The organism is Xanthomonas populi, from assembly GCF_002940065.1.
Taxonomy (GTDB): Bacteria; Pseudomonadota; Gammaproteobacteria; order Xanthomonadales; family Xanthomonadaceae; genus Xanthomonas; species Xanthomonas populi.
This window is the reverse complement of record NZ_MDEJ01000055.1, coordinates 1-25,166: the sequence shown is the minus strand read 5'-3', so window position 1 is coordinate 25,166 and position 25,166 is coordinate 1. Positions and strand designations below refer to the sequence as shown.

Here is a 25,166-nt window from a genome sequence, read left to right as displayed (position 1 = left end):
CAAGCTGATCATGTCTGTCGTTCTCCGCTGGCAGGGCGTCAAGTCAATGATGGCAGATTGCTGGGGTTTTTAGAGGCTCCCGGCAGTCGAAGCAGGCAGCGTATGTACGGAAGCGTGCTGCTCGGTGCGTTGGCGGTGTTGGCAAGTGCAGGTGTCTCGGCACAGTGCTTGCCTGAGTTCAAGGACGGCTGGGTCCGCATTCCTCCGCCCGGTGGCATGGGCATGGCGGCGGGGTTCGGGCAATTCCATAACGGCTGCGCGCAGCCGCTGAAGATCACCTCGGCCAAGAGCAGGGTGTTTGCCGATGTGTCGATTCACGAGACCACGCAGACCAACGGCATCAGCCGCATGCGTGCGGTGCCCGAGTTGCCGCTGCCGACCGGCAAGTCGGTGTCGCTGACGCCGGGCGGCCTGCATCTGATGCTGATGGACGCTGGCGCACCGCTGCAGGAGGGCGCGCAGGTGCCAGTGACGTTTACCTTGCAGGATGGGCGCGAGATCAACACCACGCTGGAAGCGCGTAAGCGCGCGCCGGGTTCGTGATGCAACACCCGCTGCAGCATCGAGGCTGCAACGGGCATCGGCGTTCTTGGATTCCATGATTTCGGCCAGGAAAATCGCTTGGCACGCAGAAGGCGCTGACGTCTCTATCTTCGATCTTGCTGGCGTCTCCTGTTGCAGGCGTGCAGTAATACGCAGCAATGCAATCGCAGCAATGTTCAAAACAAAAACGGCGGCTCCCGAGAGAGCCTCCGCCGCTAGTCGACGCTGAGAGAACTCAGCGAATGAGCTGATAAAACTCAGCTGCTGGCAGCGCGCACCGCATCCGGCAGCGACGCGCTTTTGCCGGTCTGGGTATCGATCCACACCACGACCACGTTGCCATCCGAATACAGCACGCCCTCGTCCTTCTGGTCGAGGATGCGATGGCCGATGGCCGATGGTGATGCTGCTGCTGCCCAGGCGCTCGACGAACAGTTCTACAAGGATGTCGTTCGGCCACACCAGCGGGCGCTTGTAGTTGACGTTGGTGGCCGCGACCACCGGCGCAATGCGATCGGTCATCGCCACGCCGTCCACGCCCAGCATCCAGCGCACGCGCGCTTCTTCCAGATAAGAAATGTACTTGGCGTTATTGACATGGCCCATGCTGTCCATGTCGCGCCAACGCACGCTGATCGGGATGCGTGCCAGCACCTTGTGCTCTTCGCTCATCAACTTGCCTTCTTCGCGGTTTTCTTGGTGGCGTACTTGGCGACTTTCGCCACCTTTCCCGGTTTGGTCTTGCGCGGCGGGCGCGCATCGGGCTTGTTGGCCATCGCCGCCGGGCGCGTCTGGCGCGCCTTCACCGACGGCAGCATCTTGGCCAAGAACTGCCCGGTATAGGACGCCTTGTGCGCGGCCACCTCTTCCGGCGTGCCGGACACCAGGATGCTGCCACCACGATGACCGCCTTCCGGGCCCAGATCCACGATCCAGTCGGCGGTCTTGATCACGTCCAGATTGTGTTCGATCACCACCACCGTATTGCCCTCGTCGCGCAGCTTGTGCAGCACACCGAGCAGCGCGTCGATGTCGTGGAAGTGCAGGCCGGTGGTCGGCTCGTCCAGAATGTACAAGGTGCGTCCGGTATCGCGACGCGACAGCTCCTTGGACAATTTGACCCGTTGCGCTTCACCGCCAGACAGCGTGGTCGCGCTCTGGCCCAGCTTGATGTAACTCAGGCCCACATCGACCAGGGTTTCCAGCTTGCGTGCGATCGACGGCACCGGCTCGAACAGGCGCAGTGCATCTTCGACGGTCATCTGCAACACGTCGCTGATGTTGTAGCCCTTGTAGCGGATCTCCAGCGTCTCGCGGTTGTAGCGCTTGCCGTGGCAGACATCGCAAGGCACGTAGACGTCGGGCAGGAAATGCATCTCCACCTTGATCAGGCCATCGCCCTGGCAGGCTTCGCAGCGGCCGCCACGCACGTTGAAGCTGAAACGGCCAGGCGAATAGCCACGCGCACGCGATTCCGGTACCTGCGCGAACAGCTCGCGCAATGGCGTGAACATGCCGGTATAGGTGGCCGGATTGGAGCGCGGTGTGCGCCCGATCGGCGACTGGTCGATATCCACGACCTTGTCGAACAGATCCAGATTCTCCACTTCGCGATGTGGTGCCACCGGATGCGAAGCGCCGTTGATCTCGTTGGCCGCCAGCGTGAACAAGGTGTCATTGATCAACGTGGACTTGCCCGAGCCGGACACGCCGGTGATACAGGTCAGCAGGCCGGCCGGAATGTCCAGATCGACATTCTTCAGGTTGTTGCCGGTCGCCCCGCGCAGATGCAGCATCATCTTCGGGTTGGGCTTGTGGCGCTGCTTGGGAATCTCGATGCGGCGCTTGCCCGACAGGTATTGACCGGTCAGCGAGCGCGGCGCATCCAGAATGTCCTGCAGCGTGCCTTGCGCGCAGATTTCGCCGCCGTGCACGCCGGCGCCGGGGCCGATATCCAGCACGTAATCGGCCAGGCGGATCGCGTCTTCGTCATGCTCGACCACGATCACTGTGTTGCCCAGGTCGCGCAGCCGCGTGAGCGTGCCGAGCAGGCGTTCATTGTCGCGCTGATGCAGGCCGATCGACGGCTCGTCCAGCACGTACATCACACCGACCAGGCCGGCGCCGATCTGGCTGGCCAGACGAATGCGCTGCGCCTCGCCACCGGACAAGGTGTCGGCCTTGCGCTCCAGGGTTAGGTAATCCAGGCCCACATCGACCAGGAAGCCCAGCCGCTCGCCGATCTCCTTGACGATCTTGCCGGCGATCTCGCCGCGCCAACCCGGCAGCGACAAACCACGGAAAAAGCGCAGCGCCTCGTTGACCGGCAGTACCACCAATTCGGGCAGCGGCCGATCGGCTACGAACACATTGCGCGCGGCACGATTCAGACGCGTGCCGTTGCAGGCGGGGCAGGGCTGCTGGCTGACGTACTTGGTCAGTTCCTCGCGCACGGCCGGCGATTCGGTCTCGCGGTAGCGGCGTTCCAGGTTCGGCAAAATGCCTTCGAAACGGTGCTTGCGCGTGGTGCGCCCGCCCGCATCGGTAAAGTAGGTGAAGCTGATCACCTCATCGCCGCTGCCGAACAGCACCGCCTGGCGCACCTTGGCCGGCAACGAGTTCCATACCGCATCCACGTCGAATTTGTAGTGCTTGGCCAGCGAGGCGATCAGCTGGAAATAATAGGCATTGCGCCGATCCCAACCGCGCACCGCACCAGCCGACAACGACAGCTCCGGATGCACCACCACACGATCCGGGTCGAAGAATTCGGCCACGCCCAGGCCATCGCAACTCGGGCAGGCGCCCACCGGTGCGTTGAACGAAAACAGCCGCGGTTCCAGCTCGGGCAGCGAGTAATCGCAGACCGGGCAGCTGTACTTTGACGAAAACAACTGCGGCGCGGCAGCCGGGTCGTCCAGCGACTGCACCGACACCATGCCTTCGCCTAACTTGAGTGCGGTCTCGAAACTTTCCGCCAAGCGCTGCTTGATGTCTTCGCGCGGCCGGAAGCGGTCGATCACCGCTTCGATGGTGTGCTTCTGGCGCAGCGCCAAGGCCGGCACCGCATCGATTTCGTACAACTCGCCATCCACGCGCACGCGCACGAAACCCTGCGCACGCAGTTGTTCGAACACCTGCGCATGCTCGCCCTTGCGGTCGCGGATCACCGGCGCCAGCAGCATGTAGCGCTGCTCGGCGTCCAGCGTGAGCATGTGGTCGACCATCTGGCTGACCGTCTGCGCTTCCAGCGGGAAACCGTGGTCCGGGCAGCGTGGCTGGCCGACGCGCGCATACAGCAGGCGCAGATAGTCATAGATCTCGGTGATCGTGCCGACCGTGGAGCGCGGGTTGTGCGAGGTCGATTTCTGTTCGATCGAAATCGCCGGGGACAGGCCTTCGATATGGTCCAGGTCGGGCTTTTCCATCACGCTGAGGAACTGGCGCGCATACGCCGACAGCGACTCGACGTAACGGCGCTGGCCCTCCGCATAAATAGTGTCGAACGCCAACGACGACTTGCCCGAGCCGGACAGGCCGGTGATCACGATCAATTTGTCGCGAGGCAGGTCGAGATCGATGTTCTTGAGGTTGTGCGTCCGCGCGCCGCGGATGCGGATGAAATCCATCGCCATGGGGGATCCGATGTCGGGCCGGCGAACCGGCGGTGATGCGAGCGTGCTCAGCAGGAATGAGGGGCAGTCGATCAGCCTACCCGCCGACCTAGGTGAGGGCAATTGCCCTAAATGCCAGTCTGCCCTGTGCGCTGTGGCGGCCGGATGAGGCGTTGCATGGGGGCAAATCGCAGTGGGCTGCTGCAAGCCCGCGCGCCGGCGATCGGAAACCAGCCGGCATCCCGCTTGCTGGTTGACCCAAAACCCGATAGGCCAGTAAAATCCCGCTCCTGTCTGCCCTAGGGCATGTCAGTGCGACCATAATAACTACAGAGGAAAACCTGGTCATGTACGCAGTTCTGGTAACCGGCGGTAAACAATACCGCGTCGCGCAGGGCGAAACGCTCCGCGTTGAAAAGCTCGAAGTCGAAGCTGGCGACGAGATCAAGTTCGATACTGTCCTGATGTTGGGCGATAGCGATGGCATCAAGCTGGGCGATGCGCTGAAGGGCGCCTCGGTCACCGCCAAGGTTGTGGCCCATGGCCGCGCCGACAAGGTGCGCATCATCAAGTTTCGTCGCCGCAAGCACCACATGAAGCGTCAGGGACACCGTCAGTACTACACCGAAATCGAGATCACCGGCATTGCCGGTGGCGATAAGAAATAAGGAGAACCAGTCATGGCACATAAAAAAGGCGTAGGTTCCTCGCGCAACGGTCGCGATTCCAACCCGAAGTACCTGGGCGTGAAGATCTCCGGTGGCCAGGCCATCGATGCAGGCAACATCATCGTGCGTCAGCGCGGCACCCAGTTCCATCCGGGTAGCGGCGTCGGCCTCGGCCGCGACCACACCCTGTTCGCCCTGGTGAACGGCAAGGTGGAGTTCTCGGTCAAGGGTGCGAAGAAGCGTCGTACCGTCAGCGTGGTTGTCGAGGCGTAATCGCCCGCTCCATGCAGGCCATTCCTCCAGGCATCACTGCCTGACGGACGAGACGAAAAGCCCCGCTTTTGCGGGGTTTTTCTTTTGAGAGCCGGGAGTGGGGATTCGGGATTTGGGATCCGCAACGGCGGATTCCTGTGCGTCCCGTTACCGTTGCTTCCTGCTTTTTCCGCGGCCGCCAAGCGGCGCCCTGCGGTGGTGTTACCAATCCCAAATGACGAATCCCAAATCTCATGAAGTTAGTCGACGAAGCAGAAATCCTGGTCAGTGCCGGCAATGGCGGCAATGGCTGTGTCGGCTTCCGCCGCGAGAAGTTCATTCCGCTCGGCGGGCCCGATGGTGGTGATGGCGGCAGCGGCGGCAGCGTGTGGATTGTGGCCGACGAAAACGTCAACACCCTGGTCGACTTCCGGCATGAGAGGACCTTCAAGGCGCAGCGCGGCGAGAACGGCATGGGCCGTCAGGCCTACGGCAAGGGTGGCGAAGACCGCATCATCGTGGTGCCGGTCGGCACCGTGGTGATGAACGTGCAGACCGATGAAATCATCGGCGACCTGACCCAGAACGGCGATCGTCTGCTGGTGGCCAAGGGCGGCAAGGGCGGCCTGGGCAACATGCATTTCAAGAGCTCGATCAATCGCGCGCCGCGCCAGTCCACCACCGGCGAAGATGGCGAGGAGCGTCTGCTCAAGCTTGAGTTGAAGCTGCTGGCCGACGTCGGTCTGCTGGGCTTCCCCAATGCCGGCAAGAGCACGCTGATTCGCGCAGTGTCGTCGGCAACGCCGAAGGTGGCCGATTACCCGTTCACCACCTTGTATCCGAATCTGGGTGTGGTCAGCGTCGAGGCGTATCGCAGCTTCGTCATCGCCGACGTGCCGGGCCTGATCGAAGGCGCGGCCGATGGCGCCGGCCTGGGCACGCAATTCCTGCGTCACCTGCAGCGCACGCGTTTGCTGCTGCATTTGGTGGACATCTCGCCAATGGAGGGTGGTGTGGATGGCGTGTCGCCGGCCGACCAGGTGTGCACCCTTGAGCGTGAGCTGGAACGGCACGATCCCCAGTTGCTGGCCAAGCCGCGTTGGCTGGTGCTCAACAAGGCCGACCTGATGTTCGCAGACGAGGCGCGCACGGCAGCAGAGGCGATCGTGGCCGAACTTGGCTGGGCCGCGCCGTGGTATCTGGTCTCGGCGTTGGGTCGCGATGGCACCTTCCCGATCATGAAGGACGTGATGGCGTTCTTCGACCGTCAGCGCGAGGATGAGCTCGAGGCGCGCAATGCCGGCTGAGTGCAGTGGCAGGCACACAAAAAACCCGGCCAAGGCCGGGTTTTTCTATACCGCTGAAAGCCAAGCTTTCAGCGGTTTCGACGCTGATCGCTTACGCAGCCTTGATGGCCTTGATGCGAGCTGTCAGACGGCTCTTGTGACGCGCAGCCTTGTTCTTGTGAATCAGGCCACGGGCGCTGAAACGGTCGAGGATGGGCTGAGCAACGGCGAAAGCAGCTTCGGCGCCTGCAGCATCGTTGGCGTCAAGGGCCTTGATCACCTTCTTGACGGCGGTGCGCAGCATCGAACGCTGGCCCGTGTTGCGCTCATTGCGCACGACGGTCTGCTTGGCGCGCTTCTTGGCGGACTTGATATTGGCCACGGTGGTGGGTTCCTGAAAAATCGGTATGGTTGAAAAAGCAAGCGGGGAAGTATGATGGACCTGGTTATGTGCGTCAAGTCAGATGTCAAGAGGGAGGCTGCGTGAGCAAGCCCGGCATGTTGAGAGGCCTGCTCTCGTTCAGCAGTATGACCATGGTGTCGCGGGTATTGGGGTTGATCCGCGATCAGGCGATCTCCACCACTTTCGGTGCCAATGCGGTCACGGATGCGTTTTGGGTGGCGTTTCGCATTCCCAATTTTCTGCGCCGCCTGTTCGCCGAGGGCTCGTTCGCCACCGCGTTCGTGCCGGTGTTCACCGAGGTCAAGGAAACCCGGCCGCATGCCGACCTGCGCGAGCTGATGGCGCGGGTGTCCGGCACGCTGGGCGGCATGTTGCTGGTGATCACCGCGCTGGGGCTGATCTTTACCCCGCAACTGGCGTCGATCTTTTCCGATGGCGCGGCGACCGATCCGAACAAGTACGGCCTGCTGGTCGACTTGTTGCGGCTGACCTTTCCGTTTCTGTTGTTTGTGTCGTTGACCGCGCTGGCGGGCGGGGCGCTCAACAGCTTCCAGCGGTTTGCGATTCCGGCGCTGACGCCGGTGATCCTCAATCTGTGCATGATCGCTGGCGCCCTGTGGCTGGCGCCGCGATTGGAGGTGCCGATCCTGGCGCTGGGCTGGGCGGTGCTGGTGGCCGGTGCGCTGCAGTTGCTGTTTCAGCTGCCGGCCTTGAAGGGCATCGATCTGCTGACGCTGCCGCGTTGGGGCTGGAATCACCCGGACGTGCGCAAGGTGCTGACCTTGATGATCCCGACCCTGTTCGGTTCGTCGGTGGCGCAGATCAACCTGATGCTGGACACGGTGATTGCCGCGCGGCTGGCCGATGGCTCGCAGTCGTGGCTATCGCTGGCCGACCGGTTTCTTGAACTGCCGCTGGGCGTGTTCGGGGTGGCGCTGGGCACGGTGATCCTGCCGGCGCTGGCCCGTCATCACGTCAAGACCGACCGCAGCGCGTTTTCCGGCGCGCTGGATTGGGGGTTCCGCACCACGCTGCTGATCGCGATGCCGGCGATGCTGGGTTTGCTGCTGCTGGCAGAGCCACTGGTGGCAACCTTGTTCCAGTACCGCCATTTCACCGCCTTCGATACGCGTATGACGGCGATGTCGGTCTACGGCCTGAGCTTCGGCCTGCCGGCCTACGCCATGCTCAAGGTGGTGCTGCCGGCGTTCTACGCCCGCCAGGACACCCGCACGCCGGTGCGCGCAGGCGTGGCGGCGCTGATCGCCAACATGGTGTTCAACTTCGCGCTGCTGGCTGTGGTCTACCAGATCATGGTGCCGCCCGAGCTCAAGGCGCAGGGCCTGATGCAGGCGCTGGGCAAGCAGCCGGGCCTGCATCTGGCGCTTGGCATTGCCAGTGCGTTGTCGAGTTACCTCAATCTAGGATTGCTGTGGTACTGGCTGGGCAAGTCCGGCGTGTATCAGCGGCGGCCGGGCTGGGGCGGCTATGCGCTGCGCCTGCTGCTGGCCTGTGCGGCGATGGTGGTGGTGCTGTTGGGCCTGCTGTGGTGGCTGCCCTCGTTCACCGTGATGGAAAAGTGGGATCGCATCGGCTGGCTGGCGGTGCTGGTCGGCAGCGGTGGGGCGACCTATCTGTTGGCGCAGCTGGCATTGGGGCTGCGGCCGCGGCATCTGCGCGAAGGGTAGGGAGCCGGGTGGACCGGCCGAGCGCGCTGTGGAGGCGCCTGTGCTGCGCGGAGTTCTGTCCTCGCTCAACCGGACTGTTCATAGCGACCTGCCAGACGCCGCCCACTCCTGGAAGCGCGCCCATGCGGGTTGACAGGCACGGCTATACTTGCAGGTTATGTACCAGTGAGGGTCGGCCCGCAGGCCGGCATCTGTTTGGATCGAGCAATGAGCAGGCTGTTTAGAGACGTCGAGGGCGGGACGCTGTTCCCGCACGGAAGCGTGGTCTGCATCGGCGCCTTCGATGGCCTGCATCTGGGCCATCGGGCGTTGCTGCAGCACGCGGTTGCGCGCGCGCGCGCGCTGGGCGTGCCGACGGTGGCGGTGAGCTTCGAACCGTTGCCGCGCGAGTTTTTTGCCCCGGCTGCGCAGCCGCCGCGGCTGACGCTTGCCCGCGCCAAGATCGAAGGCCTGCAAGGCTTCGGTGCCGACAGCGTGGGCATGATCCGTTTCGACGGCCGCTTGTCGGCGTTGAGCGCAGAAGAGTTCGTGCGGCTGGCATTGGTCGGCCGGCTGTGCGCCCGCGAAGTGTGGATCGGCCCGGAATTCCGCTTCGGCCATCGGCGTGGTGGCGATATCGGCTTGCTGCGGGCACTTGGCGAGCAGCATGGATTCGTGTCCGGCGAGATCGCCCCTGTGCACCTGCGCGGGGAGCGCATTTCTGCCACGCGCATTCGTGAGCTGCTAGGCACGGGTGAGTTTGCGCACGCCTGCGAACTGCTTGGCCGCCCGTATGCCATCGGCGGGCGGGTGGTGCGTGGCAAGCAACTTGGACGCACCTTGGGGTATCCCACTGCCAATCTGCGCTTTCCGCGCACGCCGGCGTTGTCTGGAATTTATGCGGCCTGGGTACATGGTGTGACCGAGCGTCCATGGCCGTCGGTATCGAGCTTTGGCACGCGGCCCACGGTTGCCGGGGTGGAGCCGCTGCTGGAAGCGCATCTGTTCGATTTTCAGGGCGATCTGTATGGCCGGCACATTGAGGTCGAATTCGTCGCCAAGCTGCGCGACGAAGAGAAGTTCGATGGCCTGGAGGCGCTGACCGTGCAGATGCATCGCGATGCCGAGCAGGCGCGCGCGGTACTTAATGCGCGCCCTTCGCAAGAGCCCGTAGATAATGCGAGTCCCTCGCAACAGCCCGCACATCCATGTGCGGACTTATCAAAAAATCCAGCGCAACGGTAGAGACCTGTGACCCAAGACTACAAAGCCACTCTCCATCTACCCGCGACGGAATTCCCGATGCGCGGCGACCTGCCCAAGCGCGAGCCGGCGTTGCTGGAACGCTGGGAGCGCGAGGGGCTGTACGCGCAGTTGCGTGCCAATGCGGCAGGGCGCCCGCTGTTCGTGCTGCACGACGGCCCGCCGTATGCCAACGGCCAGATCCATCTGGGCCATGCGGTCAACAAGATCCTCAAGGACATCATCGTCAAGTCGAAGTATCTGGCTGGCTTCGATGCGCCCTACATCCCGGGCTGGGACTGCCATGGCCTGCCGATCGAGATCGCGATCGAGAAGAATTACGGCAAGGTCGGCGTGAAGCTGGATGCAGCGCAATTCCGCCAGAAATGCCGCGAATACGCGACCGAGCAGATCGATCTGCAGCGACGCGATTTCAAGCGTCTGGGTGTGATCGGAGATTGGGACAACCCGTACAAGACGCTGGATTTCCGCTTCGAAGCCAACGAGCTCCGCGCGCTGGCCAAGGTAGTCGACAACGGCCATCTGACCCGTGGCGTCAAGCCGGTGCATTGGTGCTTCGATTGCGGATCGGCCTTGGCCGAGGCCGAGATCGAATACGCCGACAAGGTCTCGCCGACGGTGGATGTGGCCTACCCGGCGCGCGATCCGGCTGCTGTTGCAGCCGCGTTCGGCGCGACGCTACTAGCTGGCGTGGGCGTGGCGGTGCCGATCTGGACCACCACCCCCTGGACGCTGCCGGCTTCGCTGGCGGTAAGCTTGGGCGCGGAACTGGATTACGTGTTGGTCGAAGGCCCGGCCGATCGCGGTCAGCCGCGTTGGCTGGTGATCGCCGAGGCGTTGGCTGGCAGGGCACTGTCGCGCTACGGCGTGGAGACGGTGGTGGTGCACGGCCATGCCAAGGGCGCGGCGCTGGAGCAGATGCTGCTGAACCACCCGTTCTATGCCGAGCGCGAGATCCAGCTGCTGCTTGGCGATCACGTGTCGGCCGAAGACGGTACCGGCGCGGTGCACACCGCGCCTGGTCATGGTCAGGAGGATTATCAGGTCTCCAAGCAGTACGGGTTGCTGGAGCGCTACGGCGCTGCGCAGATCAACCCGGTGGACGGCCGCGGGGTGTATCTGCCGTCGACGCCGCCGCTGGGCGACACCGTGCTGGCCGGGCTACATATCTGGAAGGCCAACGACATCATTATCGAGGCCTTGCGCGACACCGGCGTATTGCTGGCGGCCAGCAAGATGGAACACAGCTATCCGCATTGCTGGCGCCACAAAACGCCGATCGCGTTCCGCGCCACGCCGCAGTGGTTCATCTCGATGGAGCAGGCCAATCTGCGTGCCGATGCGCTCAAAGCCATCCAAAGCGTGCATTGGTACCCGTCCTGGGGCCAGGCGCGCATCGCCGGTATGGTGGAAGGCCGCCCGGACTGGACCATCTCGCGCCACCGTACCTGGGGCGTGCCGATCGCCTTGTTCGTGCATCGCGAAACCGGCGAGCCGCATCCGCGCAGCACCGAGTTGCTGCGCCAGGTCGCCGACCGCGTGGAGCTGGGCGGCGTAGACGTGTGGTACACGCTTGACGCGGCCGAATTGCTGGGCAGTGAGGCGGCCGGCTACGACAAGATCACCGACATTCTGGATGTGTGGTTCGACTCGGGCATCACGCACGAGGCTGTGGTGGTGGATCGAGGCCTGCCGATGCCGGCCGACCTGTACCTGGAAGGCTCCGATCAGCATCGCGGTTGGTTCCAGTCCTCGCTGCTGACTGGCGTGGCGATGGACAAGGTTGCACCTTACAAGCAGTGTCTTACCCACGGCTTCACCGTGGATGCGCACGGCCGTAAGATGTCTAAGTCGGATAAAAACGGCATCGAGCCACAGGAGATCATGAAGACCCTCGGCGCGGACATCCTGCGCCTGTGGATCGCTTCGGCCGATTACAGTAACGAGATGTCGCTGTCGCAGGAAATCCTCAAGCGCAATGCCGATGCGTATCGTCGGCTGCGCAATACCGCGCGCTTTCTGCTCGGCAATCTGTATGGGTTCGACCCGCTGCAGCATCTGGTGCCGCTGGATCAGATGGTGCTGCTGGACCGCTGGATCGTGCATCGCGCCCACGAACTGCAAGAGAAGATCGTTGCCGCGTATGCGCGCTACGACTTTGCCGAGATCGTGCAGGCGCTGCTGAATTTCTGCAGCGTGGATCTGGGCTCGCTGTATCTGGACGTGACCAAGGACCGTCTGTACACGATGGTCGAAGATGCACGTGGCCGCCGCTCGGCGCAGAGCGCCATGTATCACGTGGCCGAGGCATTCGTGCGCTGGATCGCGCCGGTGCTGAGCTTCACCGCCGAAGAACTGTGGGGCTATCTGCCGGGCAAGCACACCGACAACGTGCTGTTCGCCATCTGGTACGACGGGCTTGCGCCATTGCCTGCCGATGCCGCGCTGACCCGTGCGGATGTCGACAAGCTGCTGGCCTTGCGCGAGCAGGTGGTCAAGGTGCTGGAGCCGATGCGTGCCAATGGCGCGATCGGCGCGGCGTTGGAAGCGGAAATCACCGTCGCCGCCGATGCGCAGACCGCCGCGCGCTGGCAGCCGCTGGCCGAAGAGCTGCGTTTCTTGTTCATCAGTGGCGATGTCACCGTCACCGCCGCCAGCACCGACGACATCTTCGTCAGTGCGCAGCCGACCACCAAGGCCAAGTGCGTGCGCTGCTGGCACCACCAGGCCAGCGTGGGCAGCGATCCGCGTCACCCGGAACTGTGCAGCCGCTGCGTCAGCAATGTCGAAGGCCCGGGCGAGGAGCGTCGCTGGTTCTGATGCCGTGATTTCTTCTCCTGCAAGCGGGAGAAGGTGGCGCGAAGCGCCGGATGAGAGGGCCTGCGATGGCGAATCCGGCGATGGGTTAACCATCCGCCCTTCGGGCACCTTCTCCCCGCACCCGGGAGAAGGAACAGTCAGGTGATTTCATGAGTGTAAGTCCCAAACCCTCCGCCCTGATCTGGTTGCTGTTGTCGGCACTCGTGGTCGGGCTGGACCAGTGGAGCAAGGCCTGGGTGCTGTCCAGCCTGCCCGAATACACCGCCGTGCCGGTGATCGACGGCTTCTGGAACTGGTACCGCACCTACAACACAGGCGCAGCTTTCAGCTTTCTGAGCGATGCAGGCGGCTGGCAGTTGTGGTTCTTCACCGCGCTGGCGGTGGGCATCAGCGGGCTGCTGGCGTTCTGGCTGTCGCGCACCGCGCGCGGGCAATGGCGCAGCGCGCTGCCGTACGCGCTGGTGATCGGCGGGGCGATCGGTAATGTGATCGACCGCCTGATGCACGGCCATGTGGTCGATTTCATTCAGTGGTACATCGGCAGTTACACCTGGCCGGCGTTCAACATTGCCGACTCGGCGATCGTGGGCGGCGCCATCGGGATCGCGGTGTTCGGTCTGTTCGACAAGTCCGGGAAGCGCGAGTCGGGCATTAAAAATTAGGAATCAACGCTGAAGTGTTCTTGCGGGCGCGCTGCGCCCGGTCCGATTCCTGGTTCCCCATTCCCGTAGAATGCTCGCCATGGAAGTCCTGCTCGCCAATCCCCGTGGTTTTTGTGCCGGTGTCGACCGTGCGATCGAGATCGTCAAGCGTGCGATCGAGGCGCTGGGCGCACCGATCTATGTGCGCCACGAAGTCGTGCACAACCGTTTTGTGGTTGACGACCTCAAGCAGCGCGGCGCTGTCTTTGTCGAAGAACTGGACGAGGTGCCCGACAATGCCACGGTGATCTTCAGTGCGCATGGTGTCTCGCAGGCGGTGCGTCAGGAAGCCGAGCGCCGCGGGCTCAAGGTGTTCGACGCGACCTGCCCGCTGGTGACCAAAGTGCATTTCGAGGTGGCGCGGCATTGCCGGGCTGGCCGTGACGTGGTGCTGATCGGCCATGCCGGGCATCCGGAAGTGGAGGGCACTATGGGGCAGTGGAGCCGCGAGCGCGGCCCCGGCACGATCTATTTGGTCGAAGACATCGAGCAAGTCGCCACGCTGCAGATCCACCAGCCGCAAAATCTTGCCTACACCACGCAGACCACGCTGTCGGTGGACGACACCATGGGCATCATCGAGGCCTTGCGTGCGCGCTACCCGGCGATGCAGGGGCCGCGCCACGACGATATCTGCTATGCCACCCAGAACCGCCAGGACGCGGTGCGCGATCTCGCGCGTAAATGCGATCTGGTGCTGGTGGTCGGCTCGCCCAATAGCTCCAATTCCAATCGCCTCAGCGAGCTGGCTCGGCGCGACGGGGTGGAGTCTTACCTGATCGACAACGCCAGCGAGATTGACCCGGCCTGGATCATTGGCAAGCAGCATATCGGCCTGACCGCCGGCGCCTCGGCGCCACAGGTGCTAGTGGACGGCGTGCTGGCGCGGCTACGCGAGCTGGGCGCGGCAGGCGTCTCCGAGCTGGAGGGTGAGCCGGAATCGATGGTGTTCGCGCTGCCCAAGGAGCTGCGGTTGCGCCTGGTCAGCTGAAGGCAGGCACTTGTAAGTTAGTCGAGTGAGTGCTCAGTCTGTCGCCCGTGTTGGGTGCATCACAGGTTTCAGGTAGTTGATCTTCGCCAAGCGCCACCCAGCGCCTGACGCCGCAATGCCCAGCCCGCCACCAGCGGCGATTGACCGGGACTGGCTCCGCTCCTACAATTCACGGCTCGCCGGAATAGCTCAGTTGGTAGAGCGGCGCATTCGTAATGCGTAGGTCGTAGGTTCGATTCCTATTTCCGGCACCATCGCTTCAACACTGGGTCGGCCATTGGTCTGCCACGTTGCGTTTTTGCCGATGCACGCATAACGTCAGCGCACACGCAGCCATAGGGGCTGCACATCACCAAGGCCTCATTGGATGGCCGCAACTCCATCTTTCCTGCCGCGCGCAGCGCTGCGACAACATGTCGCATACTTCTGCGCGCATTAATTGCGGTAGATCATTGCCGATGGGTTTCGTGCAGGTGCAGCAAAGCCTAAAATCAGCGAGCTAACCCGAGTCTTCGGTTCGCGCGGCCATCTTTGTTCAGGAAGAGCGCCGTCGGACATGTCCCACGACGGATACGACGAACGAGGCTGGCGTTCCTTCGCACTTGGATCGACCGATGATTCCGTTGAAACATCTCGGGCGTGTACTTCATCCAGTCCTGATGTTGCCGTTCCTGCTGTTGGCAGGCTGCAACTCGGCCATCCTCAATTCGAAAGGCCAGATCGGCCACGACGAGAAGCAGCTGCTGATCACCTCGGTGGTGCTGATGCTGATCGTGGTCATCCCGGTGATCGTGATGACGATTGCGTTCGCGTGGAAATATCGCGCGTCCAACACCAAGGCCCGCTATGAGCCGGACTGGTCGCACTCCACCGCGATCGAAGTGGTGGTGTGGTCGATCCCCTGCGTGATCATCCTGGTGCTGGCGGTGCTGACCTGGCGCTCGTCGCATGCGCTCGACCCGTACCGGCCGCTGGATTTGGACGTCAAGCCGCTCAACATCGAAGCGGTCTCGCTGGACTGGAAGTGGATGTTCATCTATCCGGATCAGAACATCGCCACGGTCAACGAAATCGCCTTCCCGGTGCATACGCCGCTGAACTTCAAGATCACCTCCGACACGGTGATGAATTCGTTCTTCATCCCGCACCTGGGAACGATGATCTACGCCATGGCCGGCATGGAAACCAAGCTGCATCTGGTTGCCAACGAGCCAGGCGAATACTTCGGCCTGTCGACCAACTACAGCGGTCACGGTTTTTCGAAGATGAGCTTCAAGGCGCATGCCACCGATCAGGCCGGCTTCGATGCATGGGTGGCCAAGGTCAAGGCAGCGCCGAAGGCGCTGAACGCCACCGAGTACCAGGTGCTGTCCGCCAACCGCAACGATAAAGAACAGTATCCGGTCACCTACTACTCGTCGGTGCAGGACGGCATGTTCCGCTCGCTGGTCGACAAATATATGAATGGTCCGGGTCACGGTCCGCAAGGCCATGGCGAAGGCCACGGCGACCATCAGGCATCGGCTGCAGAGCCGGTTGCCATGTGCACTTCTGGAGACAAGTGATGCTAGGCAAACTCACGCTCGAGGCGGTTCCTTACCACGAGCCGATCATTATGGTTGCTCTCGTTGGCGCCGGCCTGCTCGGCCTGCTCATCGCGGGGGCCATCACCAAGTACAAGCTGTGGGGCTACCTGTGGAACGAGTGGTTCACCTCGGTGGATCACAAGCGCATCGGTGTGATGTACATCATCGTGGCGCTGGTCATGCTGCTGCGCGGCTTCGCCGATGCGGCGATGATGCGTGCCCAGCAGGCGATGGTGGGCAATGGCGGCGAAGGCGTATTTCCGCCGCACCATTACGACCAGATCTTCACCGCGCACGGCGTGATCATGATCTTCTTCATGGCCATGCCGTTCATGACGGGCTTGTTGAACCTGATCGTGCCGCTGCAGATCGGCGCGCGCGACGTGGCGTTTCCGTTCCTGAACTCGCTGAGCTTCTGGCTGTTCGTGGCTGGCGCGGCGCTGATCAACATCTCGTTGGGTGTCGGTGAGTTCGCGCAGACCGGTTGGTTGGCGTATCCGCCCTTGTCGGGGCTGCAATACAGTCCGGGCGTCGGTGTCGACTACTACATCTGGGCGTTGCAGGTCTCAGGCTTGGGCACGTTGCTGACCGGCATCAACTTCTTCGTGACGATCCTGCGGATGCGCGCACCGGGCATGACCCTGATGCGCATGCCGATCTTCACCTGGACCGCGCTGATCACCAACATCCTGATCATCGCCGCGTTCCCGATCCTGACCGTGGCGCTGGCGCTGCTGGGTGCCGACCGTTACCTTGGCACGCACTTCTTCACCAACGACGGTGGCGGCAACGCCATGATGTACGTCAACCTGATCTGGATCTGGGGCCACCCGGAAGTCTATATCCTGATCCTGCCGGCGTTCGGTATCTTCTCCGAGCTGATCGCGACCTACAGCCGCAAGCGTCTGTTCGGCTACACCTCGATGGTCTATGCCACTTCGTGCATCGGCGTGCTGTCGTTCGTGGTGTGGTTGCACCACTTCTTCACCATGGGCTCGGGTGCCAACGTCAATGCCTTCTTCGGCATCACGACGATGATCATCTCGATCCCGACCGGGGTGAAGATCTTCAACTGGCTGTTCACCATGTTCCGCGGCCGCGTGCACATGACCTCGCCGGTACTGTGGACGATCGGCTTCATCATCACCTTCAGCATCGGCGGCATGACCGGCGTGATGCTGGCGATTCCGGCCGTGGACTTCGTGTTGCACAACAGCCTGTTCCTGATAGCGCATTTCCATAACGTCATCATCGGCGGCGTGGTGTTCGGTTACCTTGCCGGTCTGACCTATTGGTTCCCGAAGGCGTTCGGCTTCAAGCTCAACGAAAAGATCGGCAAGGCGTCGTTCTGGTGCTGGATCATCGGTTTCTTTGTGGCCTTCATGCCGCTGTACGTGCTCGGCTTCATGGGCATGACCCGTCGCATGAACACCTACAACCACCCGGAGTGGGCGCCGTGGCTGTATGTCGCCGCCGCAGGTGCCTCGATCATCGGCATGGGTATCTTCTTGAACCTGGTGCAGATCGGTTACAGCGTCTGGAAGCGCAAGGAGCACATGGACTACACGGGCGATCCGTGGGATGGCCGTACGCTGGAGTGGGCAACCTCTTCGCCGCCGCCGTTTTACAACTTCGCCGTGCTGCCGCACATCGACGACCGCGATCAGTTCTGGGCCGACAAGCAGAACGGCAAGGGCTGGATGCGTCCGTCCAAGTACGAGGCCATCCACATGCCGCGCAACACCGGTGCGGGCGTCTATATCGGTGCCTTCAGCGTGCTGATGGGCTTCGGTCTGATCTGGCACATCTGGTGGCTGGCGATCATCGGCCTGGTCGGCATGATCGGTAGCTTCATTGCACGCACCTTCGATGACGACATCGATTACTGGGTGCCGGCCGACGACGTGGAGCGCATCGAAAACGCGCGCTTTGCCTTGCTCGAACAGCAACAGGCGGCGCAGGCCGCGAAGGTGGTATGACCATGTCTTCCTCGACCACGCTTGACCACGCCGCCCACGCGGGCGGCCACGACGACCACGAACATCACGACACCGGTGGCAACACCGTCTTCGGGTTCTGGGTCTATCTGATGAGCGACTGCCTGCTGTTCGCCGGTCTGTTCGCCACCTATGCGGTGCTCTCGGGCGCCACGGTGGATGGGCCGACGGCCAAGGAGTTGTTCGACCTGAAGTTCGTGCTGGTTGAAACTTTCCTGCTGTTGTTCAGCAGCCTGAGCTTCGGCGTTGCGATGATCGCCGCGCACAATCGCAACATGACCGGGCTATACGCCTGGTTGGGCGTCACCGCGCTGCTGGGTATCGGCTTTCTGTGCATGGAAGTCTGGGAATTCAATCACCTGATCCATGAAGGTGCCGGCCCGGGGCGCAGCGCGTTCCTGTCGGCCTTCTTCACCCTGGTGGGTACGCATGGTTTGCACGTCGCCTCTGGTCTGTTGTGGATGGCTGTGTTGGTGATCCAGATCTCCAAGAACGGCCTGACCCCGCGCAACAGCACGCGTCTGGCCTGCCTGAGCCTGTTCTGGCACTTCCTGGACATCATCTGGATCGGTGTGTTCACCGTCGTCTATCTGCTGGGAGCGCTGTAATGGCCAATCACCACGCGCATGAAACCGCCGCCGACGCACATGTCGGCGGCCTGAAGTCCTACCTGATCGGCTTTGTGATGGCCGTGATCCTGACCGTCATCCCGTTTGCGATGGTGATGAGCGGTGCGTTCTCCAAGGGTGTCACCGTCATCGTGATCTCGCTGATGGCCGCCGTGCAGATGCTGGTGCACATGGTCTACTTCCTGCACATGGATCGCTCGCCCGAGCAGCGTTCCAACGTGCAGGTAGGCCTGTTCTCGCTGCTGATCATCGGCATTGTGATCGTGGGTTCGCTGTGGGTGCTGCACAACATGAACGTCAACATGATGCATTGAGGCGGCGCAGTGCCTGATCCAGGCACGCTGGATCGAAGCGTGTTCGATGAAGCATGCTGGATCAAAGAAGGCCGCCAAAGTCATTGGCGGTTTTTTTTGCGCATGAATTCGCCTGTGGCATGACCAATGGCATACGGGGAAGCGCTTGCGGGCGCTTAGCATCGTGGCTTGCCTGTTTTCAGGTCACTGCGGAGTTGCAATGAAGATCCCTACCGTCCTGTCCTTGTCGCTGCTGGCTGCGCTGTCGTTGCCTGCCGCCGCACAAACAGCGCCACCGCAGGACGTGCCGTTCGAAGGCACCTTGAAAATCGATGTCGACGCCACCGATCTGGCGCACCGCATCTTCAAGGTCAAGACCAGCATGCCGGCCAAGCCGGGCCCGATGACGCTGCTGTATCCGCAGTGGATTCCCGGCAACCATTCGCCGACCGGGCCGATCGATAAGCTTGCCGGTCTGGTGATCAAGGTCGATGGCAAGGTGGTGCCGTGGACGCGCGATCAGTTCGACGTGTACGCCTTCAAGATCGACGTGCCGCAGGGCGCCACCGAGCTGGTGGCCGAGTTCAAGTTTTTCTCGCCTCAGGCCAGCAACCAGGGCCGGGTGATGATGACCCCGGAGATGCTCAACCTACAGTGGAACACCACCGCTTTGTATCCGGCCGGTGTCTTCGCACGCAACATCAAGACGCAGGCCAGCGTGACGCTACCGGCCGGCTGGAGCTATGCCACCGCGCTGGAAACCGAGCGCCGCGTCGGCGATACTGTGACCTTCAAGCCGATCAATTTCGACGACCTGGTCGACTCGCCGATGTTCGCCGGCAAGTACTACAAGCGCGTGGAGTTGAGCGCCGGCAAGCAGCCGGTCTACCTCAACGTGTTCGCCGACGAAGCCAAGTCGCTGGAAGCCAAGCCCGAGCAGATCAAGGCGCATGCCTCACTGGTGCAGCAGATGGACAAGCTGTACGGCGCGCGGCATTTCGATCATTACGAATTTTTGCTCGCGCTCACCAAAAAGCTGGGCGGTATCGGCCTGGAGCATCACCGCTCCAGCGAAAACAGCGGCGAGCTGAATTACTTCACCGAGTGGGACAAGAGCTGGACCGGGCGCGACCTGCTTGCACACGAATTCAATCATTCCTGGAACGGCAAGTATCGCCGTGGCGCCGATCTGGCAACGCCCAACTTCAACGTGCCGATGGGCGACAGCCTGCTGTGGCTGTACGAAGGCCAGACCCAGTTCTGGGGCGAAGTGATGGCCGCACGTTCTGGTTTGTGGACGCAGGAGCAGGCACGCGAGATGCTGGCCGGCGTGGCGGCAACCTACGAACGTGGCTTCCCCGGCATGGCTTGGCGCACCGTGCAGGACACCACCAACGACCCGACCATGTCGATGCGCCGCCCGAAGGCCTACCGCAGCTATCAGATGAGCGAGGACTACTATTCCGGTGGCCAGATGATGTGGCTGGAGGTGGACGGCAAGCTGCGCGAGTTGACCAACAACAAGCGCTCCATCGACGATTTCGGCAAGGCGTTCTTCGGCATGAAGAACGGCGATTGGGACGTCAATCCGTACACCTTCGACGACATCGTGGCCACGCTCAACGGCGTGGCCGCCTACGACTGGGCGAGCCTGCTGCGCGGCCGCATGGACGGTCATGGCTCGTTGAACGGCGGCATCGAAGCCAATGGCTGGAAGCTGGTCTACAACGACGAGCCGAATCTGGCCACCCAGGCCGACGAGGGCGACGAGAGAGACGACAAGGATGCCAGCCTGACTTATTCGCTTGGCGTCTATCTGAAAGCCTCGGGCGATATCATCGATGTGCTCTGGGACGGCCCGGCCTTCAATGCCGGCCTGATCGCCGGCAACATGATCGTTGCGGTCAACGGCAGCGCCTTCAGTAGTGAGGTGATCAAGGACGCGATCAAGGCGGCCAAGGGCACCACCGCGCCGATCGAATTGCTGGTCAAACGCCTGGACCGCTACGACACCGTGCGCATCGATTACCACGGCGGTTTGCTATATCCGCATCTGGAGCGCACCGCCGGCAAGCCGGATCGCTTGAGCCAGTTGTACAAAGCGCGTTGAGTTGCACTGGCCGCTTGGAGGTGTTCGAGCGGGCAGTGGCAGGAACTTGAGCTGCATGGTCGGTTTCGATCGATCATGCAGCTTCGGACGTTGATCTTCGTCGATGTAGATGTCGACTGATCAGTAGAAAGGCATAGCGCTAACCAAGTGGCCGACATCGCCGATGCCTCTCACGTAAAGCGCCGTCGTTGACGTTTGCAGTTGCACGCAATCCAGCAGCGCGTCAGCCTGGACCATTTCCGATTTCCGATTTCCGATTTCCGATTTCCGATTCCCAGCGCTACGCGCCCGCGTCGCGCATCCTGAGACCGGCGACGACTATGCTGTCGCTCCAGAATCGATTGGCTAACTGACGATGGCGAAGGCAAAAATAGCCTATGTCTGCGGCGAGTGCGGCGCCGAATACAACAAGTGGCAGGGGCAATGCACCGAGTGCGGGGTGTGGAATACGCTCAGCGAAATCGTGCTCGAAAGCGCAACGCTAGGCGGCAAGGCATCGCCGGCGGCTTCGCGCCGCACCGGTTGGTCGGGCAAGACCGAGGCACCCAAGATCACCGCGCTCAAGGACGTGCGCCAATCCGAGCAATCGCGCGTGTCCACCGGCATCGGCGAGTTCGATCGGGTGCTGGGCGGTGGTCTGGTCGAAGGCGCGGTGGTCTTGATCGGTGGCGACCCCGGCATCGGCAAGTCGACGTTGTTGCTGCAGGCGTTGGCGAGCATGGCCAGTACATTGCCGGTGTTGTACGTGACCGGCGAGGAATCGCTGGCCCAGGTCGCAGGACGTGCGGTGCGGCTGGATCTGCCATTGGAGGGCCTGAATGCGCTGGCCGAAACCGGCATCGAAAACATCCTGCAGCACGCCAGCGTGGCGCGGCCGAAGCTGATCGTGGCCGATTCGGTACAGACCTTGTGGACCGAATCGCTGACCGCAGCGCCAGGCTCGGTGAGCCAGGTGCGCGAGAGCGCGGCGCGGCTGGTGCGCTATGCCAAGGAGACCGGCACCGCCGTGTTCCTGGTTGGCCACGTCACCAAGGAAGGCGGTATTGCAGGGCCGCGCGTGCTGGAGCACATGGTGGATGCGGTGCTGTATTTCGAAGGCGAGAGCGGCAGCCGGTTTCGCTTGTTGCGCGCCTTCAAGAATCGCTTCGGTGCGGTCAACGAGCTGGGTGTGTTCGCGATGGGCGAGAAGGGCCTCAAGGAGGTGTCCAACCCGTCGGCAATCTTCCTGTCCGGCGGCAGCACCCAGCAGCCCGGCAGTTGCGTGATGGTCACCCGCGAAGGCACCCGGCCGCTGATGGTCGAAGTGCAGGCGCTGGTGGATGCCTCGCCGTTGTCCAATCCGCGCCGCGTTGCTGTGGGGTTGGAGCAAAACCGTCTGGCGATGTTGCTGGCGGTGTTGCATCGCCATGGCGGCATTGTGGTGGGCGACCAGGACGTGTTCGTCAACGTGGTCGGCGGTATCCGCGTGCAGGAAACTGCCGCTGATCTGCCGGTGCTGCTGGCGGTGTTGTCCTCGTTGCGCGACCGGCCGTTGGCCGAGAAGACGATTGCCTTCGGCGAGGTGGGTCTGTCCGGCGAGATTCGCCCTGTTCCCAATGGCGATGACCGTCTGAAAGAAGCCGCCACGCATGGTTTCAAGCGTGCGATCGTGCCCAAGGCCAATGCGCCCAAGACCACCAGCATCAAGGGCATGGAGATCGTCGCGGTGGAGCGGCTGAGCCAGGCGCTGGAAGCGGCGGCCGAGTGAGGTGCATGCGGGGCGGACGCCGCAAACGGTGCGCACTGGCTGTCGGATAGACGTCTGTACTTGCATTTTTTTATAGAGAAAACGTTTTCAGAAAGAGTGCGGCTATGTAAAAAGGCGCGGCCAGTTACATTGTGCACCGGATCACAGATATCACTTACTGCTCTTGTCTGGAGAATCACAATGGAGTGGATGTTGTTGCCGCTCAAGCGCTACGCCCACTTCACCGGTCGCTCGCGTCGCAATGAATATTGGATGTTCTTGTGGATGCAGACGATTGTTCTGCCAGTGCTGAGCGGGATTTTCGGCATCGCGGCAGTGATAGGCGGCGGCGATAACGGCCAGGGCCCCCTGGCGTGGGTGGTGTTTGCCATCAGGGTGATCTTCGGCCTGGCATTGATCGTGCCGGGCATTGCAGTGACCGTGGGTCGGCTGCATGACCAGCGCAAGTCCGGCCGGTTTTATCTGATCAGCCTGGTGCCTTACGTCGGTGCGATCGTCTTGTTGGTCTTCATGTGCATGGATGGCACGCCGGGCCCGAACGAGTACGGTGAAAGCCTCAAGCAGTAACGGGCGAACAACGGCGTAGGGCAGTCCCTGCGCCGTTGTCGTTTGTACAGGGTGGTTTTACGGATCGGCACGCCGATTAAAAACGCTGACATTGCAGTGCGGGCTCAGGTCTACCGCGTCTCGTTGCACGATGTGCAAGGTGCGACGCATTACGGCGCTGCTTCGCACACAAACAAAAGGCGCTGCGCGGCAGTTTTGCCGCACTGGTGGTCGTGTAACGCGCAGCCAGCCGAGATAGGCACGTTGCTGCGCGGGATTGATGCAGGTGCACCAACACATCGACCCATTATGTCGATGCACTCTTCATGCGGTATGCCTCGCACTCACACGCGCTTGGTCAGCACGCCGCAGCGTGGCTTGCCGCGTTCTGAGGTGTGAGCCCGCTCAGGGTTACTGCGTCTGCGTCATGCAGTGCCAGTTCCAGTTTGTAGCCATGCGAGTACACGGTTCTGATGCGCACCGCGCCACTGTGATTGCACAGCTGCAACTTCTTGCGCAGCTTGTAGATGTGCTGCTCCATGGTGCGGTCGGTGAACGCGGTATGGCTGCCCCATACGGCCTTGGCCAACTGGCAGCGGCGAAAACACACACCGGGGCTGGAGAACAGCAACCAGGCAATCGAAAACTCGCGTGCGGTCAGAACGATCGGCTTGCCGTCCAGATACACGGTATTTTCGTCGCGGATCAACTGGTAGGGCCCAACGCTGAGCTGCTGCGTTTCAGGGCATGCCTGCGCCACCGGCGAGATCGCCAATGCCGCGCGTACATGCAACTCATGCGGATTGAACGGCAGCGCGAGCACGTCGTGCGCACCGGCGCGATACCAGGCCAGGATGTCGTTGGGGCAATCGAAACGCCCCAACACAATCAATGGCGTGGGATGACCGCTATGGCAGCGCTGCCAGGCCAGCAGCGAACTATCGTCGGAGGCAACGCAGGTCGCATCGAACACCAGCAGCTCGCAAGGGGAATGTCGCAGCGAGCGCAAAAGTTCGAGTTCGTCTGAAAAGACCGCAAAACTCTGCGCGAGCAGTGCGAGGCTCGCGTTGACCTGCGAAGCCAGACGCGCATCCTGCGTCAACAGGAAAGCCGATCCATGCTTGCCGGAAGCGTTGGCGTACATCAGCCAGCCTTCCCATGTCGGCACGCGCACCAGTCGTATGTCCTTTTCCTGTTAAGTGCAGCCGGCGCCAATACAAAACCCACGTGTATAGATAAGTACATCGCCAAACCTTTCGGCTGCCAGGGGGGGGCTGACCTAGGTCAGATGAATGGTATGTACCATTGCCAAGGCGGAAAGTTTCACTACTGCGTACTTTTCTTCTGCTTTGCGTGGGTTGGCTTTAACGTGCGCTCAGATAGGCGCAACGGAGCTCTTACATTTAGGCATGGATGGGCCGGAAATAACAAAATTACGACATTACTGCGGCGTACGGCGCTGAGGAAGCGCCAAGAAATTCGCCGGGGCCTGCAGGCATTCAGACCAATTGGTCAGGTATAGACCAAAGTATTGCAATTTACTCACTGTTATAGCGATTGCGGAATATGTCGGCGGCTCATCGGCGCGATGGATCGACGAAGTTCCTGTTCGCAGCGAGTGCGTCCTTCACTGAAGAAAACGGTATGCGGTCATTGCCACGACATTCCTCAACAACGCCCAATGCCCGTGGAAGCTAGGGATTTAGAGATTTTTTTGGCACAGCGGCGGTCTCGCCGCGGCAATAGATGTCTCCAAGACGCAATCGAATGACGTGTAATGTCCTGTGCGCGACATCGGCCGTTGGACGCAGAAACGGCACGCGATCCGCACGATCCGCCACCCGCACGGTTCGAGACGGGGTGAGAATTTTTGATTTTCTTGGTGTTCTAAAACGAGAAATTCCATTGAATCCGCTGCATACAATCGACTGCGCCAAAAGACCGGCGGAATTGCTTGTTTTTTGCTCATCCCCTAAGAGCCTGTTCAAAGTCTTCTAAGCAGCAACGCCAGGAACGCCAGGTGGATCATCTGCAAGCTGGTGTTGAGCTG

General features: G+C 61.9%; 19 protein-coding genes, 1 tRNA gene and 1 pseudogene. 17 read left to right on the top strand and 4 right to left on the bottom strand.

Annotation, left to right across the window (positions count from 1 at the left end; translation table 11 throughout):
* The first annotated feature begins 114 nt into the window (after nucleotides 1–114).
* On the top strand, nucleotides 115–543 hold the full coding sequence (locus tag XpopCFBP1817_RS10735) for a copper chaperone PCu(A)C (RefSeq protein WP_128417125.1): 429 nt from the start codon (nucleotides 115–117) through the stop codon (nucleotides 541–543).
* Nucleotides 544–800: 257 nt separating this feature from the next.
* Here the strand turns inward: XpopCFBP1817_RS10735 and XpopCFBP1817_RS10730 are convergent.
* Together XpopCFBP1817_RS10730 and uvrA are read right to left on the bottom strand one after the other, a co-directional pair.
* A pseudogene (locus tag XpopCFBP1817_RS10730) lies at nucleotides 801–1,215 on the bottom strand (acyl-CoA thioesterase).
* Nucleotides 1,215–4,178: an excinuclease ABC subunit UvrA gene (uvrA, locus tag XpopCFBP1817_RS10725; RefSeq protein WP_128417121.1), complete on the bottom strand. Its 2,964-nt coding sequence runs from the start codon at nucleotides 4,176–4,178 to the stop codon at nucleotides 1,215–1,217. The pseudogene XpopCFBP1817_RS10730 and the gene uvrA overlap by 1 nt, the downstream one beginning before the upstream one ends.
* Before the next feature lie 326 nt (nucleotides 4,179–4,504).
* Between uvrA and rplU the strand changes: the two genes are divergently transcribed.
* The 3 genes from rplU to obgE all read left to right on the top strand — a co-directional run bounded on the left by rplU (nucleotide 4,505) and on the right by obgE (nucleotide 6,384).
* Nucleotides 4,505–4,825, top strand: coding sequence for a 50S ribosomal protein L21 (gene rplU, locus XpopCFBP1817_RS10720; protein ID WP_006450001.1), 321 nt, complete (start codon nucleotides 4,505–4,507; stop codon nucleotides 4,823–4,825).
* Between the two features lie 12 nt (nucleotides 4,826–4,837).
* Entirely contained in the window at nucleotides 4,838–5,098 is a 261-nt protein-coding gene (rpmA, locus tag XpopCFBP1817_RS10715) for a 50S ribosomal protein L27 (protein ID WP_128417120.1), read from the top strand.
* Between the two features lie 233 nt (nucleotides 5,099–5,331).
* The gene (gene obgE, locus XpopCFBP1817_RS10710) at nucleotides 5,332–6,384 is read left to right on the top strand and encodes a GTPase ObgE (RefSeq protein WP_128417119.1); all 1,053 of its coding nucleotides are present in this window, start codon (nucleotides 5,332–5,334) and stop codon (nucleotides 6,382–6,384) included.
* Between the two features lie 91 nt (nucleotides 6,385–6,475).
* On the opposite strand, the gene rpsT is transcribed toward obgE, so the two are convergent.
* On the bottom strand, nucleotides 6,476–6,745 hold the full coding sequence (gene rpsT / locus XpopCFBP1817_RS10705) for a 30S ribosomal protein S20 (protein WP_002807888.1): 270 nt from the start codon (nucleotides 6,743–6,745) through the stop codon (nucleotides 6,476–6,478).
* A 116-nt stretch (nucleotides 6,746–6,861) separates the two neighbouring features.
* On the opposite strand from rpsT, the gene murJ reads away from it, so the two are divergent.
* From murJ to XpopCFBP1817_RS10640, 13 genes are all read left to right on the top strand, one after another.
* Entirely contained in the window at nucleotides 6,862–8,454 is a 1,593-nt protein-coding gene (gene murJ / locus XpopCFBP1817_RS10700; protein WP_128417124.1) for a murein biosynthesis integral membrane protein MurJ, read from the top strand.
* 207 nt (nucleotides 8,455–8,661) lie between these two features.
* Nucleotides 8,662–9,678 (top strand): bifunctional riboflavin kinase/FAD synthetase, encoded by a 1,017-nt coding sequence (locus XpopCFBP1817_RS10695; RefSeq protein ID WP_128417118.1) that lies wholly within the window; start codon nucleotides 8,662–8,664, stop codon nucleotides 9,676–9,678.
* A 6-nt stretch (nucleotides 9,679–9,684) separates the two neighbouring features.
* Entirely contained in the window at nucleotides 9,685–12,516 is a 2,832-nt protein-coding gene (gene ileS / locus XpopCFBP1817_RS10690; RefSeq protein WP_128417117.1) for an isoleucine--tRNA ligase, read from the top strand.
* Between the two features lie 149 nt (nucleotides 12,517–12,665).
* Nucleotides 12,666–13,178: a signal peptidase II gene (lspA, locus tag XpopCFBP1817_RS10685; protein ID WP_128417116.1), complete on the top strand. Its 513-nt coding sequence runs from the start codon at nucleotides 12,666–12,668 to the stop codon at nucleotides 13,176–13,178.
* Between the two features lie 79 nt (nucleotides 13,179–13,257).
* Nucleotides 13,258–14,208 (top strand): 4-hydroxy-3-methylbut-2-enyl diphosphate reductase, encoded by a 951-nt coding sequence (gene ispH, locus XpopCFBP1817_RS10680; RefSeq protein WP_128417115.1) that lies wholly within the window; start codon nucleotides 13,258–13,260, stop codon nucleotides 14,206–14,208.
* A gap of 178 nt (nucleotides 14,209–14,386) precedes the next feature.
* Nucleotides 14,387–14,462 (top strand) — tRNA-Thr (locus tag XpopCFBP1817_RS10675).
* A 360-nt stretch (nucleotides 14,463–14,822) separates the two neighbouring features.
* Entirely contained in the window at nucleotides 14,823–15,773 is a 951-nt protein-coding gene (cyoA, locus tag XpopCFBP1817_RS10670; protein WP_128417114.1) for a ubiquinol oxidase subunit II, read from the top strand.
* Entirely contained in the window at nucleotides 15,773–17,773 is a 2,001-nt protein-coding gene (gene cyoB, locus XpopCFBP1817_RS10665) for a cytochrome o ubiquinol oxidase subunit I (RefSeq protein ID WP_128417113.1), read from the top strand. The genes cyoA and cyoB overlap by 1 nt, the downstream gene beginning before the upstream one ends.
* Nucleotides 17,770–18,399 (top strand): cytochrome o ubiquinol oxidase subunit III, encoded by a 630-nt coding sequence (cyoC, locus tag XpopCFBP1817_RS10660; protein WP_208619604.1) that lies wholly within the window; start codon nucleotides 17,770–17,772, stop codon nucleotides 18,397–18,399. Before cyoB ends, cyoC begins: the two co-directional genes overlap by 4 nt.
* The gene (gene cyoD, locus XpopCFBP1817_RS10655; protein WP_128417111.1) at nucleotides 18,399–18,734 is read left to right on the top strand and encodes a cytochrome o ubiquinol oxidase subunit IV; all 336 of its coding nucleotides are present in this window, start codon (nucleotides 18,399–18,401) and stop codon (nucleotides 18,732–18,734) included. The genes cyoC and cyoD overlap by 1 nt, the downstream gene beginning before the upstream one ends.
* Before the next feature lie 199 nt (nucleotides 18,735–18,933).
* Nucleotides 18,934–20,823 carry a M61 family metallopeptidase gene (locus XpopCFBP1817_RS10650; protein WP_158251289.1) on the top strand — a complete coding sequence of 630 codons (1,890 nt, stop codon included), beginning with the start codon at nucleotides 18,934–18,936 and terminating at the stop codon, nucleotides 20,821–20,823.
* 355 nt (nucleotides 20,824–21,178) lie between these two features.
* Nucleotides 21,179–22,570 (top strand): DNA repair protein RadA, encoded by a 1,392-nt coding sequence (gene radA / locus XpopCFBP1817_RS10645; protein ID WP_128417110.1) that lies wholly within the window; start codon nucleotides 21,179–21,181, stop codon nucleotides 22,568–22,570.
* Nucleotides 22,571–22,750: 180 nt separating this feature from the next.
* Nucleotides 22,751–23,137, top strand: a complete 387-nt coding sequence (locus tag XpopCFBP1817_RS10640; RefSeq protein WP_128417109.1) for a DUF805 domain-containing protein — start codon at nucleotides 22,751–22,753, stop codon at nucleotides 23,135–23,137.
* A 337-nt stretch (nucleotides 23,138–23,474) separates the two neighbouring features.
* Here XpopCFBP1817_RS10640 and XpopCFBP1817_RS10635 read toward each other — a convergent pair whose 3' ends face one another.
* Entirely contained in the window at nucleotides 23,475–24,260 is a 786-nt protein-coding gene (locus XpopCFBP1817_RS10635; RefSeq protein ID WP_128417122.1) for a response regulator transcription factor, read from the bottom strand.
* Nucleotides 24,261–25,166 lie beyond the last annotated feature (906 nt).

Excerpts from the sequence above, each read along its gene's own strand:
- uvrA (WP_128417121.1), bottom strand. The coding sequence starts at position 4,178 with ATGGCGATGGATTTCATCCGCATCCGCGGCGCGCGGACGCACAACCTC.
- rplU (WP_006450001.1), top strand. The coding sequence starts at position 4,505 with ATGTACGCAGTTCTGGTAACCGGCGGTAAACAATACCGCGTCGCGCAG.
- rpmA (WP_128417120.1), top strand. The coding sequence starts at position 4,838 with ATGGCACATAAAAAAGGCGTAGGTTCCTCGCGCAACGGTCGCGATTCC.
- obgE (WP_128417119.1), top strand. The coding sequence starts at position 5,332 with ATGAAGTTAGTCGACGAAGCAGAAATCCTGGTCAGTGCCGGCAATGGC.
- murJ (WP_128417124.1), top strand. The coding sequence starts at position 6,862 with ATGTTGAGAGGCCTGCTCTCGTTCAGCAGTATGACCATGGTGTCGCGG.
- XpopCFBP1817_RS10695 (WP_128417118.1), top strand. The coding sequence starts at position 8,662 with ATGAGCAGGCTGTTTAGAGACGTCGAGGGCGGGACGCTGTTCCCGCAC.
- lspA (WP_128417116.1), top strand. The coding sequence starts at position 12,666 with ATGAGTGTAAGTCCCAAACCCTCCGCCCTGATCTGGTTGCTGTTGTCG.
- ispH (WP_128417115.1), top strand. The coding sequence starts at position 13,258 with ATGGAAGTCCTGCTCGCCAATCCCCGTGGTTTTTGTGCCGGTGTCGAC.
- cyoA (WP_128417114.1), top strand. The coding sequence starts at position 14,823 with ATGATTCCGTTGAAACATCTCGGGCGTGTACTTCATCCAGTCCTGATG.
- cyoB (WP_128417113.1), top strand. The coding sequence starts at position 15,773 with ATGCTAGGCAAACTCACGCTCGAGGCGGTTCCTTACCACGAGCCGATC.
- cyoC (WP_208619604.1), top strand. The coding sequence starts at position 17,770 with ATGACCATGTCTTCCTCGACCACGCTTGACCACGCCGCCCACGCGGGC.
- cyoD (WP_128417111.1), top strand. The coding sequence starts at position 18,399 with ATGGCCAATCACCACGCGCATGAAACCGCCGCCGACGCACATGTCGGC.
- XpopCFBP1817_RS10650 (WP_158251289.1), top strand. The coding sequence starts at position 18,934 with ATGAAGATCCCTACCGTCCTGTCCTTGTCGCTGCTGGCTGCGCTGTCG.
- radA (WP_128417110.1), top strand. The coding sequence starts at position 21,179 with ATGGCGAAGGCAAAAATAGCCTATGTCTGCGGCGAGTGCGGCGCCGAA.
- XpopCFBP1817_RS10640 (WP_128417109.1), top strand. The coding sequence starts at position 22,751 with ATGGAGTGGATGTTGTTGCCGCTCAAGCGCTACGCCCACTTCACCGGT.
- XpopCFBP1817_RS10635 (WP_128417122.1), bottom strand. The coding sequence starts at position 24,260 with ATGTACGCCAACGCTTCCGGCAAGCATGGATCGGCTTTCCTGTTGACG.